Annotated in this window: 11 protein-coding genes; 3 read left to right on the top strand and 8 right to left on the bottom strand. The window is 72.7% G+C overall.

Going from position 1 to position 15620, the window contains the following annotated elements; genetic code table 11:
• Window positions 1-56: 56 nt before the first annotated feature.
• Both lspA and ileS read right to left on the bottom strand, forming a co-directional pair.
• Window positions 57-560: a signal peptidase II gene (lspA, locus tag J5Y10_RS01130; RefSeq protein WP_209369841.1), complete on the bottom strand. Its 504-nt coding sequence runs from the start codon at window positions 558-560 to the stop codon at window positions 57-59.
• Entirely contained in the window at window positions 560-3403 is a 2844-nt protein-coding gene (ileS, locus tag J5Y10_RS01135; protein ID WP_209369842.1) for an isoleucine--tRNA ligase, read from the bottom strand. Before ileS ends, lspA begins: the two co-directional genes overlap by 1 nt.
• A gap of 287 nt (window positions 3404-3690) precedes the next feature.
• Here ileS and J5Y10_RS01140 point away from each other — a divergent pair, with 287 nt between their 5' ends.
• Entirely contained in the window at window positions 3691-4836 is a 1146-nt protein-coding gene (locus tag J5Y10_RS01140) for a mandelate racemase/muconate lactonizing enzyme family protein (RefSeq protein ID WP_209369843.1), read from the top strand.
• A gap of 6 nt (window positions 4837-4842) precedes the next feature.
• On the opposite strand, the gene J5Y10_RS01145 is transcribed toward J5Y10_RS01140, so the two are convergent.
• Window positions 4843-5868 (bottom strand): tripartite tricarboxylate transporter substrate binding protein, encoded by a 1026-nt coding sequence (locus J5Y10_RS01145; protein WP_209369844.1) that lies wholly within the window; start codon window positions 5866-5868, stop codon window positions 4843-4845.
• A 127-nt stretch (window positions 5869-5995) separates the two neighbouring features.
• On the opposite strand from J5Y10_RS01145, the gene J5Y10_RS01150 reads away from it, so the two are divergent.
• Entirely contained in the window at window positions 5996-7555 is a 1560-nt protein-coding gene (locus J5Y10_RS01150; protein WP_209369845.1) for a cation:proton antiporter, read from the top strand.
• Here the strand turns inward: J5Y10_RS01150 and J5Y10_RS01155 are convergent, their stop codons facing one another.
• Both J5Y10_RS01155 and J5Y10_RS01160 read right to left on the bottom strand, forming a co-directional pair.
• Entirely contained in the window at window positions 7556-7828 is a 273-nt protein-coding gene (locus tag J5Y10_RS01155) for a DUF3297 family protein (RefSeq protein WP_209369846.1), read from the bottom strand. It lies immediately after the preceding gene.
• Between the two features lie 87 nt (window positions 7829-7915).
• Entirely contained in the window at window positions 7916-9289 is a 1374-nt protein-coding gene (locus J5Y10_RS01160; RefSeq protein WP_209369847.1) for a glycosyltransferase family 4 protein, read from the bottom strand.
• 118 nt (window positions 9290-9407) lie between these two features.
• On the opposite strand from J5Y10_RS01160, the gene J5Y10_RS01165 reads away from it, so the two are divergent.
• Window positions 9408-11603 (top strand): glycosyltransferase, encoded by a 2196-nt coding sequence (locus J5Y10_RS01165; RefSeq protein ID WP_209369848.1) that lies wholly within the window; start codon window positions 9408-9410, stop codon window positions 11601-11603.
• A gap of 268 nt (window positions 11604-11871) precedes the next feature.
• Here J5Y10_RS01165 and J5Y10_RS01170 read toward each other — a convergent pair whose 3' ends face one another.
• The 3 genes from J5Y10_RS01170 to J5Y10_RS01180 are packed head-to-tail and all read right to left on the bottom strand — an operon-like array spanning window position 11872 to window position 15566.
• The gene (locus J5Y10_RS01170) at window positions 11872-13032 is read right to left on the bottom strand and encodes a flavin-dependent monooxygenase (RefSeq protein WP_209369849.1); all 1161 of its coding nucleotides are present in this window, start codon (window positions 13030-13032) and stop codon (window positions 11872-11874) included.
• Window positions 13032-14072, bottom strand: coding sequence for a ring-opening amidohydrolase (locus J5Y10_RS01175; RefSeq protein ID WP_209369850.1), 1041 nt, complete (start codon window positions 14070-14072; stop codon window positions 13032-13034). The genes J5Y10_RS01170 and J5Y10_RS01175 overlap by 1 nt, the downstream gene beginning before the upstream one ends.
• Before the next feature lie 48 nt (window positions 14073-14120).
• The gene (locus J5Y10_RS01180; protein WP_209369851.1) at window positions 14121-15566 is read right to left on the bottom strand and encodes an amidase; all 1446 of its coding nucleotides are present in this window, start codon (window positions 15564-15566) and stop codon (window positions 14121-14123) included.
• Window positions 15567-15620: the final 54 nt, after the last annotated feature.

Consider the following 15620-nt stretch of genomic DNA (forward strand, 5'->3'; position numbering starts at 1 on the left):
TCTCTAGCAAAGATGCGCATGGGGCGGAAACAGGGGGCTCGGAGGTGAACGTTTCGTCACGCCGTCTCTCGCTCCGGCGGGCGGGAGGTCACGGCCTCGATCAGCAGCACGACCACGCCGAGGACGATGGCGGCGTCCGCCACGTTGAAGACGTACCAGTGCCAGCCCCAGGCATAGGCGTCCACGAAATCGACCACCGCGCCGAACCGGGCGCGGTCGATCACGTTGCCCACCGCGCCGCCGACGATGGCGCCGAGGGCGAGGGCCGTGCGCCGGTTCTCGGCCTTCGCCATCCAGCGGACGAGGAAGACGGCGATGGCGGCCGCCAGGGCCGCCAGGGCCCAGGCGTGCCAGGGCGCGCTGCCCGAGAGCAGGCCGAAGGTGACGCCGCGGTTCCAGACCATGGTCAGGTCCAGCCCGAAGCCGCCGCCGCCGATCAGGTTCACGTTGCGGAGGGTGGGAAGCTGGAGGACCTCCAGGACCCACCACTTGCTGGCCTGGTCCGCGACCAGGACCAGCAGGGCGAGGATCAGGCCCCGGCGGAGGTTGAGGGCAGCCATCAGCCGACCGCCGCCTCACAGCGCAGGCAGAGGCCAGGGTGGGCGGCGGAACGCCCCACCTCCGGCAGCACGCGCCAGCACCGCTCGCACTTGTTGCCGGGGGCCGGGGCGAAGCGCACCGCGGCCTCGGGCGCCATCTCCACGCCCTCGCCGGTCGGAACGCTGTCCAGCAGGAAGAGGTCGGAGGTGATGCAGAGCTCCGCCCAGGGAAGGTCCGACAGGTCGGCATTGGCCGAGGCCAGCGCCAGCTCCGGCGCGGCCTGGAGGGAGGAGCCGATGACGCCACCGGCCCGTGCCTTCTCCAGCGCGCCCGTCACCAGCCCGCGAACGGCGCGAACCCGCGCCCAGCGATCCGCCAGGGCATCGTCCCGCCACTCCGCCGGGATCTCCGGGAAGGTCTGGAGGTGGACGCTGTCCGTCCCTTCGCCGAAGCGGGCGAGCCAGGCTTCCTCCGCGGTGAAGACGAGGACGGGGGCGAGCCAGGTGCAGAGGCAGCGGTGCAGGATGTCCAGCACCGTGCGCGCGGCGCGGCGGCGGGGCTCATCCGGCCGGTCGCAGTAGAGGCTGTCCTTGCGGATGTCGAAGAGGAAGGCGGAGAGGTCGGAGGCGCAGAAGTTGTGGATCTCCGGCATCACGCCGGACCAGTCGTAATCCGCTGCCGCCTTGCGAATGCGGGCATCAATCCCGGCCACGCGGTGCAGGATGAAGCGCTCCAGCTCCGGCAAGTCGGCGTAGGGCACCTTCTCCGCCTCGGTGAAGCCCTCCAGGCTGCCCAGCAGCCAGCGCAGGGTGTTGCGGATGCGCCGGTACAGCTCCGCCTGCTGGCCGAGGATGGTCTTGCCGATGCGCAGGTCGTCCGCGAAGTCCGAGTTCATCACCCAGAGGCGCAGGATGTCCGCGCCGTAGTCCTTCATCACCTCCTGCGGGGCGGTGACGTTCCCGAGGGACTTGGACATCTTCCGCCCGGACTCATCCAGCACGAAGCCGTGGGTCAGGATGGCCTTGAAGGGCGCGATGCCGCGCGTGCCCACCGATTCCAGCAGGGAGGAGTGGAACCAGCCGCGATGCTGGTCCGAGCCCTCCAGGTAGAGATCGGCCGGGAAGGGCAGGCCGTGGTCCGGCAGGACGAAGGCGTGGGTCGAGCCGGACTCGAACCACACGTCCACGATGTCCATCACCTGCTCGTAGTCGTCGGGATTGCGCGCGTTGCCGAGGAAGCGGGCGGCGGCGTCCGGCTTGTACCAGGCATCCGCCCCTTCCTCGCGAAAGGCGCAGATGATGCGGTCCATCACCGCGGGGTCGCGCAGCACCTCGCCGGACTTCTTCTCGACGAAGACGGCGATGGGCACGCCCCAGGCGCGCTGGCGGGAGATGCACCAGTCCGGCCGCGCGGCCACCATAGAGCCGATGCGGTTGCGGCCCTGGTCCGGCACGAAATGCGTGTCGGCGATCGCCTGCAGCGCCTTCGCCCGGATCTGATTCGCGTCGTCCATCGCGATGAACCACTGCGGCGTCGCGCGGAAGATCACGGGCTTCTTGCTGCGCCAGGAATGCGGGTAGCTGTGCTTCAGCGAACCCTTGGCGGCCAGCGTGCCCATAGTTTCCAGCGCGGCCCAGACGGCCTCGTGCGCCTTGAAGACGTGCAGGCCGGTGAAGCCCACGGCCTGCACGGTGTAGGTGCCGTCGTCGCCCACCATCTCCGGCACCGGCAGCCCGTTGGCGCGGCCGAGCGCGAAGTCGTCCTCGCCGTGGCTGGGCGCGATGTGGACGAAGCCCGTGCCGGCATCGGCGGTGACGAAGTCGCCCGCCAGCATCGGCGTATCGTGGTCATAGGCACCCTGGCCGGCGGCCCAGCCGCGCAGCGGGTGCGCCAGGATCGTGCCGGCGAACTCCGTGCCCTTGATGACCCGCCGCACGGAATGCGCGGCCAGCCCCGCCTCCTTCGCGAAGGCGGGGAGCAGGGAGAGGGCGACGATCAGATTGTCGCCGGTGGCGAGGCGGGAGCCCTCCTCGATGCCGTCCACATGGACCAGCGCGTAGTCGATCTCCTCCCCGTAAGCCACGGCGCGGTTGGCGGGGATGGTCCAGGGGGTGGTGGTCCAGATCACCACCCGGGCGTCATCCAAACCCTGCGCCCGCGTGCTCACCACGGGAAAGGCGGCGTGCAGGGTGGGGGAGGTGACGTCGTGGTACTCCACCTCGGCGTCGGCGAGGGCGGTCTTCTCCACCGGGCTCCACATCACCGGGCGCAGGCCGCGGTAGAGGGAGCCGTTCATCAGGAAGCGGCCGATCTCCTCGGCGATCGTCGCCTCCGAGGTGAAGTCCATCGTGGCATAGCGGTCTTCCCAGTCGCCCAGCACGCCCAGGCGCTTGAACTCCTCGCGCTGGATGTCCAGCCACTTGCGGGCATAGGCGCGGCACTCCTCCCGGAACTCCAGGATGGGCACGCTGTCCTTGTCCATCTTCTTCGCGCGGTACTCCTCCTCGACCTTCCACTCGATCGGCAGGCCGTGGCAGTCCCAGCCCGGGACGTAGTCCGCGTCCTTGCCCGACATCTGGGCGGCGCGGTTGATCACGTCCTTCAGGATTTTGTTCAGCGCGTGGCCGATGTGCAGCGGACCGTTCGCGTAGGGCGGGCCATCATGCAGAACGAACTTCTGCAAGCCCCGGGACCGTTCGCGGAGCTGCCCGCGCAGGTCCTGCGCCGCCCAGCGCGCGAGCGTGGCCGGCTCCTTCTTCGGCAGGTCGCCGCGCATGGGGAAGGGGGTCTTCGGCAGGAAGACGGTGCCCTTGTAGTCGCGGGCTCCCTCGGGCTTCTGGGTATCGGCGGGGGCGTCGGTCATGGTCGGTCCGGTGTTCGGGGCCGGGCCCGGGGCTGGGCCGGGGCGGCGAGAGGTGGCTGCGGCGGTGTCTCCCGGCCCTCAGGGGAGGACCGGGCCGGGAATTCGCGCCCCCATCGGGTTTGATCGCGGCCGGAAGAGCATGGGCGCCATATGCGGAGGGGGCGGGGCAGGGGTCAAGCGACCGGGCTCCCGCCGGCGGGCGGATCGGCTCCCCGCGCCGGGCGGGGCTGGGCAAGCGGGCCGCCCGGCCACAGGCTGCCGCCAGAGCCAGAAAGGAAGGGCCGTCCATGAAGGTCACCGCGATCCGCGCCTACCAGGTCGCCTGCGACATGCCGGAGCCGCTGGGAAATGCCCTGCAGGTGCTGCGCCGCCGCGCCGCGGTGCTGGTGCAGGTGGTGACCGACCAGGGCGTCTCCGGCTGGGGGGAGAACGCCTCCTCTCCGGTTGCGGCCGGCGCCTATATCCGGAAGGTGCTGGCCCCGCTGCTCCTCGGCCGGGACCCGCGCGCCACCCTGCCGCTGCACCGGGCCATGCTGGGCACGCTGAACTACGACCGGCGCGGCGTCTCCCTCATGGCGACGAGCGCGCTGGACATGGCCCTCTGGGACGCAAGGGCGAAGATCGAGGGGGTGCCGCTCCACGCCATGCTGGGCGGCGCGGTGCGGGAACGGGCCACCGCCTATGTCAGCGGCCCCTTCATGCGGCCCGGCGAGGACCCTTATGCCCGCGTCCCCGAGGAGGCCGAGGCCCATCGGAAGGAGGGGTTCCGGGCCCTGAAGCTCCGCAGCGGCCTCTCCCCGCGCGCCGATGCGGCGATCGTCGCCACGCTGCGCCGGCAGCTCGGGGACGAGGTGGCGCTGATGATCGACGTGAACCGCGGCTACACCCCCCGCGCCGCGCTGGAGGCCGCCGACCGGATGCAGGAGGCCGGGCTGCTCTGGATCGAGGAGCCGCTCGCCCCCGACGACCTGCCGGGCTACCGCATGCTCTCCGGCCTGATGCGCACGGCCATCGCGGGCGGGGAGGCGCTGGCGGGGCTGCCCGCCTTCCGGGACGCGCTGATCGAGCGGACCTTCGACATCCTGCAGCCCGACCTCTCGGTCTGCGGCGGCTTCACCAGCGCCATGGGCATCGCCGCGCTGGGGGAGGCCTTCGGCATCCCCGTCATGGCGCATGTCTTCGGCACGGTCGTGAACTTCCACGCCTCGCTGCAGATGACCGCCGTGCTGCCGAGCCACCGGGCCGGGGATCCCTGGACCTATCCCTTCTTCGAGTACGACCGCACGCCGAACGCGCTGCGCCGGCTGCGCGGGGACCATCCGGTGGCCCCGGACGGGACGGTGGCCATCCCCGATGCGCCGGGGATCGGGGTCGATCTCGATCCGGCCGAACTGGAGCCCTACCTGCAGGAATACTGGGAGGAGGCGGTCTGAGCCCCGCTACTCCGGGCGGACATTGGCCCGCCGGATCACCTCCGCCCATTTCGCGTCCTCGGCCCGCAGGAAGGCCGCCAGCTCCTCCTCCGTGCCGCCGATCGGGTCGGCGCCCTGGGCTGTGAGCCGAGTGCGCATCTCCGGGGTGTGGAGCATGCGCGTCACCTCTCCGTTCAGCCGGTGGACGATCGGCGCGGGGGTGCGCGGCGGCGCCAGCAGGGCGAACCAGAGGGAGGAATCGTAGCCTTGCACCCCGGCCTCCTCGAGGGTCGGCACCTCGGGCAGGGAGGCGGCGCGGGCGGGCGTGGTGACGGCCAGCGCCTTGACCTGCCCCTGCCGGATCAGCGGCAGCGCCTGGACGATGGAGAGGATGCTGAGCTGCACCTGGCCGCTCAGCAGGTCCGTCAGCGCATTGGCGCCGCCGCGATAGGGGACATGGACCATCCCGATCCCCGCGAGCCCGTTCATCAGCTCCATGGACAGGTGCTGGACCGATCCGGTGCCGGGCGATGAGTAGGTGACGGTGCCGGGCTTCGCGCGCGCCGCCTCGATCGCGGCCTTCATGTCACCGGCGGCGAAGCGCGGATGCGCCAGGATGACCAGCGGCGAGGAGGCGACGAGGGTGACGGGCGAGACATCCCGCACGGGGTCGTAGTCCACCCCGGGATAGAGGCGGGGGTTCGTGACATGGGAGGAGACCGTCATCAGCAGCGTGTAGCCATCGGGCGGCGCCCCGATCATGGCCTGGGTGGCGATGGTGCCGTTGGCGCCGCTGCGGTTCTCCACCACAACCGGCTGCCCCCAGGCCGTGGAAAGCTGCTGGCCGATGTCGCGCGCCATGATGTCCGCGCTGCCGCCGGCGGTGAAGCCGACGAGGATGCGGATCGGGCGGGTGGGATAGTCCTGCGCGGCGGCCGGAGCGCCGGCCAGGGCGGCCGATGGGGCGGCGGCGAGCAGGGCGCGGCGGCCGAAGCCGGGCTGCGAGGCAGCCAAGGAGGCGCGCAGGGAGCCGTGCGCGGTGCAATCCCTCATGGAACGTCCTCTCCGGTCCCTTGAGCGGGCGCCTTGGGGCAAGGCTCGGCTTCCGCATCGCTGGAAGTCAAGGACGTCCCGCCCGCCCCGCTTTCGTCCGGGCCGTCCGGCCCCTTACCCTGCGTGAATGGCGCTTTTCGAAACCATCATCGGCCTTCTCCTGGCGGCGGCCCTGCTCACGGCCTTGGCCCATCGCCTGAAGGTGCCCGCTCCCGCCCTGCTGGCCCTCGGCGGGCTGGCGGCCGCCTTCATCCCCGGCGTGCCGCTGGTCACGATCGACCCGCAGCTGGCGCTGGCCCTCTTCGTCGCCCCCGTTCTGCTGGACGCGGCCTTCGATGCGTCCCCCCGGGACCTGCGGGACAACCTGGTTCCCGTCGCCACCCTTGCCCTGGTGGCGGTGGGCATCACCATTGCCGCCGTGGCCGTGGTCGCCCGCTGGGTTCTGCCGGAAATCCCCTGGGCGGCCGCCATCGCGCTCGGGGCCATCGTCGCACCGCCCGATGCCGCGGCCGCCACCGCGGTGCTGCGGCGGCTCAACCCGCCCCACCGGATCATGGTGATCCTGGAGGGGGAGAGCCTGTTCAACGACGCCAGCGCCCTGCTGGTCTTCCGCCTGGCGCTGGCAGCCGCGGCCACGGGGAGCTTCTCGCTGGCCAGCGCGGTACCGATGCTGCTGGTGACGGCGGTGGGCGGCGCGGCGCTGGGATGGGCGGCCGCGCGGCTCTACTTCGCCTTCACCCGCCGGGTCTCGCTGGAGATGCCGATCAGCGTGATCCTGCAGTTCCTCGGCACCTTCGGCGTCTGGATCCTGGCGGAGGCGCTGCACGTCTCGGCCATCATCACGGTGGTGGCCTACGGCATGACCCTGGCCCGCCACGCCCCGCGCAGCACCGGGGCCCGGCGCCGCATCGCATCCTACGCGGTGTGGGAGGTAGCGGTCTTCGTGCTGAACGCCCTGGCCTTCCTGCTCATCGGGCTGGAGATGCGCGTCATCCTCGGGCGCCTGGACGGGGCGTGGGAGGGGGTGGCGCTGCTGGCCGCCGGCACCTGCCTGGCGGTGATCCTGGCCCGGCTGGGCTGGGTGATGGCCTACAACGCCGTCGCCCGCCTCGCGATGCGGCGCTTCGGCCCCTACGCGCCCCGCGGCCGGCCCCTGCCGGCGCCGACGGTGGGGGGCGGGCTCCTCATCTCCTGGTCGGGGATGCGGGGCATCGTCACCCTCGCCACGGCCCTGGCGCTGCCGGAGGATTTCCCCTTCCGGGACCCGATCGTTTTCGCCGCCGTCTGCGTGGTGCTCGTCACGCTCGTGGTCCAGGGCAGCACCATCGGCCCGTTGCTGCGGCGCCTCGGCCTGTCGGAGGACGACACGGTGGAGGCGGAGGTGCGGCTGGCCCGGCTGAAGACCTCCAAGGCCGCCATGCGCGCCCTGGAGGAGACGCCCGCCTCGTCGGCACGGGACTCCCTCCTGCGGGAGATGAAGGCCCGCGCGAAGCTGGACGAGGAGGGGATCGAGGCGCCGGCGCCGGACGGCACGGCGGCGCTTCAGGGCCGCGCGGTGGAGGCGGCGCGGGACGTGCTGGAAGCCCTGCGGCAGGACGGCACCATCGGCGACGATGCCTTCCACGTGCTGGAGGAGGAGCTGGACCTGATGGAACTGGCGGCGGACCCGCGGGTGCGGCCGGTCTGATCAGGCTTCCGGCGCCGCCTCCTCCTCCGTGGCGGCCGGCTCGCGGAGGTAAGGCTCCACCTTGCCCTGGAGCTTCATCGTCATCGGTTTGCCCTTGCGGTCCACGGCCTTGCCGACGGAGAGCCGCACCCAGCCCTCGCTGACGCAGTACTCCTCCACATTGTTCTTCTCCACGCCCTTGAAGCGCACGCCCACGCCGCGCTCCAGGAGCGACTGGTCGAAGAAGGGGCTGGCGGGATCGGCGGAGAGGCGGTCGGGCAGGGTGTCGGTCATGGCGGGCCTCGTTGGCGGCAGAAGGGGGCGGGCGGAAAGGTGGGGCGTGTTAGCGGGGGGCGTGGCGGAGTCCAAGCCCCGGCCGGTTCACGCCCCCATCCGCACCTCGTTCACGCCGGGCTCCAGCTTCACCCCCAGCCGGGCGTAGAGCTCGGCCAGCCGCGCCTCATAGGCGGCGGCGCTGAAGGTCGCGGCCCGGCGCTGCCCGGCCCAGGAGAGGTGCTCGCGCAGCTCCTCGTCGGAATCCAGGGCGCGGATCCCCTCCACCATGGCGCGGATGTCGTAGGGATTCACCTTCACCGCCGCGTCCCCCACCACCTCCGGCAGGGAGGAGGTGTTGGAGGTCAGCACGGGCGTTCCGAGGCTCATCGCCTCCAGCGCCGGCAGGCCGAACCCCTCGTAGAGGGAGGGGAAGAACACGGATTTCGCGCCGCGGATGACGGAGACGAGCAGCCGGAAGGGCGCGTAGTCCAGCAGGATGATCTGCTCCCGCAGCTTTCGCTGGGTCAGCTTCTGCTCGCCCTGCTGGGTCATCCAGCGCTGGTGGTCCTCGAAGAGCAGCCGCATCTCCTGGTCGCTCTTCCAGGCCTGCTTGCCCAGGATCACCAGCGGCGTCTTGATGCCGGAGACGAGGTGCGCCTCGATCAGCCGGCCCAGGTTCTTCTTCGGCTCGATGGCGCCGAAGAACAGGTGGTAGCCCTTCCACTCCAGCCCGAAGGCACCGCGGATCTCGTCCCGCGCCTGGTCCTCCGGCTTGTTGGCGAGCGATGCGGGCAGTTCCACGGACTGGTAGGTGTTCGTCACCTTGTCCTCGGGCGCGCCGAGCAGGTTGATGACGTCCCGGCGGGAGGTCTCGCTCACCGTCACGATGTGATCGGCCTGCTGCATCAGCATCCGGCACAGGCGGAAGTAGCGGCGCTTGTGGTCCAGCGTCGTGAAGGGCAGGCGCAGCGGCACCAGGTCGTGGAAGGTGTAGATGTTCTTCGCCCCTGGCATGCGCATGGGCAGCGGATAGGTCCAGTGCGCCACGGCCGGCGTCTTGCCGCCGGTGCTGATGGGCACGGTGCCCGGGAACATCTTGAAGCGGTTGTGGGCGCGGTTGAACACGTCCTCGATGTTCCACAGCCGGTCGAAATGCGGCATGCGCCCGGCATAGGTGTCGGCCACCACCTGGCCGGTCACGGGAATGTGCGAGGCGGTCTCGCCGAAACCGGCCGCGAGCGTCCGCCGGAAGCGTCGCACGCGGCGCCCGAGGGTCATCCGCTCGATCCCCGGATCGTCGAAGAAGGCGATCTCGCGGATCAGGTCGCTCCACTTCGGGTTCACGTGGCGTCCGTAGAGAACCTCCACCTCCGCCCCCGCGGCGCCCAGCCGGTACGAGAGATTCCGGGCATAGGTCGAGACGCCGGTGCCGTGCTCCAGGGCGAGGTTGAAGCCGTCGATCAGGATTCTGGGGCGCATCGGAGCGACCCTATAGACGATGATCCCCGCCAGCCAAACGCACGGCCCGTGGTGCCACCCTGGCCTTGCCGCACCCGGCGCGGCATGTTCCCCGGCGTGCCGGAAGGGGAACGAAGGATTGCCGGAGAAGCGGGGCGAAGGGGCCGGGGATGCGGGCGCGCTGCTGGCCCGGGGCGATGCGGCGCGGGACTCCCGCCGCTGGGCAGAGGCCGCTGAGGCCTATGGCGCCTATCTTCGCCTGCGCCCGGAAGATCGCGGCATCCTCGTCCAGCGCGGCCACTGCCTGAAGGAGGATGGCGATCCCGGCGGCGCCCTGGACCTCTACCGCCGCGCGGAGGCAATGGAGCCAGGTGACCCGGACATCCACCTGCAGATCGGCCACGCGCTGAAGCTGCTGGGCCGGCGGGAGGCGGCGGCCGAGGCCTATGGCCGCGCCCTGCTGCTGGACCCCCATCAGACGGCCGCCTGGACGGAATGGCGCACGGCCCTCTCCCACCTGCCGGCCCCGCGCGCGGGCGGGCCGGTGCTGGACCTCTCCGACCTCGTCTCCTGGTTCTTCCATCGCCGGGCGCCCAGCGGCATCCAGCGCGTGCAGGCGGAGGTGGCGTCGGCGTTGGCGGGGCAGGCGACGCTCTGTGCCATGCACCCGGAGGAGGACGGCTGGCGGGTGCTGCCGACGCCCCTGTTCCGGCGCCTGCACGACCTTTCCCGCAGCGGCGCCGATGCCGAGGAGCCAGCCTGGCGCGACACACTGGCGGTGCTGGCGGAATGGCGCCGCACCGGCCCGGCCCTGAAGCCCGGGCCGGGCACGCTGATCCTGATGCCCGGCACGGCCTGGTGGCTGCCGCGCTACGCCACCGCGCTGCGCGCCGCCCGTGCCGCCGGGGCCCGCCACGTGCCGCTGCTGCACGATTGCGGGCCGCTCGTGCTCCCGGACCTCGCCGGGCCGGCGGTGCGGGCGGAGTTCGGGCGCTGGTTCTCCACCCTGCCGGTGCTGGCGGACGGCGTCCTCGCCGTGTCCCACGCGACCGCGGCGGAATACCGCCGGCTGATGGCGCGCCATCTGCCGGACTGGCCGGCGCCGCCCGTCCTCGTCGTCACGCCGGACGGCTACGATCCCGCGCTGGAGGAGCCCGAGGAGGCCCCCGCCACGACCCAGGCACCGGCGCGCCGCCTCGGCCGCCTGCCGATCCTGCGGGAGGCACCGCGCCCCGTCGCCGCCCCGCGCGGCGCCGCCCATCCGGACCTTCCGGACGAGCCCTTCGTCCTCCTCGTCTCCAGCCTGGAGCCGCGGAAGGGTCATCTCCTGGCGCTCGCTGCCTGGCGGATGCTGCTGGACCGGCGCGGGCCCGCGGGCACGCCGCGCCTCGTCTTCGCCGGGCGACGGGCAGAGGGGGACGAACCGGTCTTCGCCGCCCTGGCCGCCGACCCCGCCCTGGCGGAGCGGGTGACGCCGCTGCACGATCTGGACGACGCGGCGCTGGGCCGCCTCTACCGGGGCTGCCTCTTCACCCTCTATCCCAGCCGGCACGAGGGATGGGGGCTACCCGTCTCGGAATCGCTCCTTCACCGGCGCGTGCCCGTGGTGTCGGAAATCCCCTCCCTGATGGAGAGCGGCCGCAACGGCGCCGTGTTCTTCACCCCAGGCAGCGCGGATGATCTGGCCACCGTGGTGGAAGGCCTGCTCGCCGATCCGGCGCGCCTGGCCGCGGCCGCCGCCCGGATCCCCAGCCATGGCGGGCTGCGCCCCTGGGCGGAGATCGCCGAGGAGATGCTGGCGGGCGCCCGCCGCCTGTCGCGGGAGCCGCAGGACCCGGCGCCACCCCTGCCGCTCGCCTACGCCATTCGCCTCGGCCATGCCGGCTCGCCCGGGCCGCATGCCGGGTTGGCGCGGGCCGCCGCCGTGCCGGAGGGCGGAGGCTGGCTCCCGCCGGAGGAATGGGGCGCCTGGACCCGTCCCGGCCGCGCCGCGCTGGCCGTTCCCGCACCGTTCGAGGGACCGGCCCGCGTGGTCGTCTCGCTCCGCTCGCCGCCAGGGGCGGAGGGGGTGGTCCGCGTGACGCTTGGCCGCAAGGGCGCCGCTGCCGTGATGGTGGAGCGTCGGGCGGAAAGGGAGGGCGAGGTGGCGCTGGAGATCGGCCCCGGCGACCCAGCCCTTCAGGTCGTGCTGGAGAGCATCCCCGGCGGTGAGCTGGAGGATGGAACCCGCGTGGGAACGGGCGTCGTTTCCGTGGCGCTGATGCGGGCCGGGGAACCGGGGGATCGGGTGGCCTATCTGGAGAACCGCTTGCTGGTTCCCGCGCTATTGCTCTGATCCTCTGGCGACGGTCTGTCCCGGGGAGAGAAAGAAGGAATTCTTCCTCTCCCCGGACCCCTCACCATCATCTTTTTCTGGGTTTTGTTCTTGCCCCGCTGAGTTGCGCCTCGGCTCTACGAGCCGAGGCGACTGCGGGGGCAGGATCTGCTCGATCGGAGAGGGCGCAAACAGCTCAGGTCAGTCCCGCGGCAGCCATAAGGGGTTCCAAGGGCCTCAGGCTCTTGGCGGGGATCCAAGGGGCGGAGCCCCTTGGGGCCACCCACGATCACACCGCCGCTGGCACGTCCCTGTAGAGGCGGCGCAGCTTCTCCAGAAAGGGCGCCTCCCCTTTCTTCCGCGTGCCGGAGACGGGATCGGTGCCGAGGACGGTGTCGCTCGCCTCCTGCGAGAGGCCGCGCACGTAATCCAGCCGCGGATCGCGCAGCGCCGCCACCTCCGCGGCGCCGCCGCCCGTGCGCAGCACGGCGGCGGCCAGCACCCCGTCCTCCACCGCCTGGGTCGCGCCCTGTCCGAGGGTGGGCACCATGGCCTGCGCGGCATCGCCGAGGAACAGCGCCCGGCCAGCGGCGCCGTGGCGCAGCACCGGGGCTTCCTGCATCCGGGCCCAGTGGATGCTGTCGATGCCGGCCTCGATCCGGTCCAGCATCCAGGCCACGGCGGGGCTGGGCGCGCCATGGGCGGGGGTGAAGAGGGCGCGCTGGAAGGCGGCGGTCCGGGCCTCCGCCGGGATGCTCCCGCTTCCGTCCAGCGGGAAGGCGCCGGCGACGTAGGTGGCGTTCCCCGGCACCTGGAAGGCGAGGAGGCGGTTCGGCCCCTCGAACCACTGGCCGTAATCGTCGAATGGACAGGTGTCGGCCCTCTCCACCAGCATGCGCCAGATGCAGACGCCGAGTTGAACGGAGGGTGGTTCCCCTGCCGTCAGCGCGCGCAGGCGGGAGTAGCGTCCGTCGCCGCCCACCAGCAGGTCGAAGCCGCCGTGCCGGGCCAGGGCGCCGTCCGGGGTGCGGAAGACGGGGACGAGGCGGCCGGCGGCGTCCTCCTCCAACGCCTCCAGCGCGTGTCCCTGGCGGATGGCGGGGGCGATGGGGGCGCGGAGCAGCCGGTAGAGCTCGGACCAGCGGATGCGGACGCCCGGCTCATCCGCCACCTCCAGCATGTCGAGGTCCAGCAGGGGCGTGCCGTCGCAGAGCTCCACGATCCAGCGGCGCCAGGGCAGGGAGGCTTCCCGCAGCGCCGCGTGGCGGGCGGGGTTGTGCAGGCGCAGCGCCTTCAGCGCGTTGGGGCCGAGGTTGAGGCCGGTGCCGGCCTCCGCGTGCTCGCCCGCCGCCGCGCGCTCGAAGACCGAGACGTCCAGGCCGGGGGTGCCGAGAAGGCCTTCCGCGAGGAGGGAGCCGGCCACGCCGCTTCCGATGATCCCGATCCGCATCACGCCTCCTCCGCCGCGATCACGGCCACCAGACCGCCGCCGGGCGGGCCCTGATGGGCCGCGCCGCCGGAGACGAAGACGCGCCCATCCCCGGCCACGGCGGCGATGATGGCGCCGACCGCCCCGCGCAGGTGGCGCTGCGCGTCGATATCCGTGTCGCCGAGCATGGTGTGACGCTGGCCGCGGATGGACAGGCTCCGGTCCGGCTCGGCCTTCGCCAGGATCGCGCGGATGCGCGGGCGCTGCGCTTCCGGCACGTCCGGATCCGCCTCCAGCCCCGCGGCGCGGAAGGCGGCCTGCACGGCGCGCAGGTCCAGCGCGTCGGCCATGGGGCGCACGGCCATGCGCAGCCCCGGCGCCCAACCCCGGGCGGTGCCGAGCACCACCACCTCGTCCCGCGTCACCTCCACCCCGGCGGAGGCGCTGACGCGCGGGGAGAAAAGGTCCGTGCGTTCCAGCAGGGCGGGGCCGCGTGCCTCCTCCGCCGGCACGTCGCCCAGGGCGAGGGCCGCGCCCATGGTGCCGCCCGCGACGGAGTGCAGCAGCAGGCCGGGGCCGCCCGCGGGGGACTTCACCTGCACCAGGGCGACATCGGCGAGGTCGGCGATGCCCGCATCCGCCACCGCCGCGCGCACCGCATCGGCCACGCGGGCGATCTGGGCGTCGTTGCCCACGTCCCCGGGCGCGACGGGCGGGCCGAAGGCGGTGCCGATGGCCAGGCCCGCCTCGCCGGCGCCCTCCTCCTCCGTGAAGACGATGTAGTGGGGGGACAGGACCCCTTCCGTGCCGCCGGAGAGCACGCAGGGGATGCGTCCGGCCAGCTCCTCCGCCGCTTCACCCGTCTCCCGCGCGAGCAGATGCATCAGGGACTGGCTGAAAAAGCCGCGGGTGAAGTCGTTCAGCCCGCCATTGCCCTCGGTCTTGCCGATCACGGCGCGGATGGAGGCGGCGGGGACGATCCCATCCGCGATCAGGGTGGCGAGGGCGGAGACGTCGCCGGGATGCGCCATGGACAGGCGGTGGAGGGTGAGGCGCGGCACGGGCGGCTCCGGTGGTGGCCCGCCGTGCCGGGCAAGAGGCGGGCCACGTTACGCCAGGGAAGGCCAGCGCTCCGCCCAGGGGTGGGCCTGCTCGTACTCCGCCCCCACCGACATCAGCACCGCGTCGGACCCTGGCGGGCCAACGAGCTGGAAGCCGCAGGGCAGGCCATCCACGGGATCGCAGGGCAGGGCGAGGGCGGGCAGGCCGCCGAGATTGGCGAAGTTGGTGAAGACGGCGTGGCCGCGCGGGCCGACCGGCTGGCCGTCGATCATTGGCGGATGGGCCTCCCCGGCCGGCCAGGGCAGGGCGGCGGCGGAAGGGGTGAGGATGGCGTCGCACTCCGTCGTCAGGAAGGCGGCCATGCTCCGGCGGAAGGCGGCCATCGTGTCCAGCGCCGCCATCAGCGCCCCGGCCGGCATGGCGCGCCCGGCCTCCGCCATGGCGCGGAGGTTGGGGGAGCGGGGATCGGGGTTCCCCGGCAGGGTGGAGAGCAGCCAGGCCAGACCCGCCCCGCCGATGGCGCCGAAGAGGGGCAGGATCTCGTCCAAGTCGAAGGGCGGCGGGCCTTCCTCCACCGCGTGGCCCAGCGCGGAGAGGCGCTGCGCGGCGGTGGCGACGGATGCGGCGATGCCCGGATCAACCGGGTGGTCCCCGAAGCGCGGGACGTAGCGGATGCGGAGACGCGGCATCCCCTCGGGCGGCATGAAGGGGGGCAGGCCGCGGGAGGCGGGGTCCCGCACCGGGTCCGGCGGGGCCATGACGGAGAGGAGGATGGCGGCATCGCCGACGCTGCGGGCGATGGGGCCGATCACCTCCAGGTCCAGCAGGATCGGCGGCAGCCCGTCGGCGCGGGGCACGCGGCCGGGGGTGGGCTTCATGCCGACGAGGCCGGTGTGCGAGGCCGGGCGGCGGATGGAGCCGCCGCCATCCGTGCCGATGGCGATCGGGCCCAGCCCCGCGGCCACCGCCGCGACGGCCCCGCCGCTGGACCCACCGGGGGTCAGCGCCGGGTTCCAGGGATTGCCGGTGGGGCCGAATAGGGCATTGCTCGTGTAGCCCTCCAGCGTGAACTCCGGGACGTTCGTCTTCCCGAGGATCACGGCACCGGCCGCTCGGAGCCGCGCCACGGGCAGCTCGTCCCGCACGGAGACGAAATCGCGATGCGTGGTGCTGCCCCATGTGCAGCGCAGCCCGGCGACGGGGATGTTGTCCTTCACCGTCAGCGGCACGCCGTCCAGCGGGGAGAGCGGGCACCCGGCGGCCCAGCGCGCCTCGCTGGCCCGCGCCGCCTCCAGCGCGCGCGCGGGGTCGAGGGTGATGATGGCGTTGAGGGCCGGATTCAGCCGTTCGATCCGCGCCAGCACGGCCCGCGCCACCTCCGTCGGGGAGAGGATGCGGCGGCGGTAGTACCGGACCAGGGCTTCGGCCGTGATGAGGCAGGGGTCGATGGCTGCGCGCTCCGGTGCCTGTGGCGGACCCGATCCTTCCGGCACCGTTCTTGCTGCCGGGTGCCTGGCGCCGCCGGGATGTCCCAGGGGCGGGAAGAG

Origin of the sequence: Roseomonas indoligenes, from assembly GCF_017813365.1 — a bacterium.
Lineage (GTDB): Bacteria > Pseudomonadota > Alphaproteobacteria > Acetobacterales > Acetobacteraceae > Roseomonas > Roseomonas indoligenes.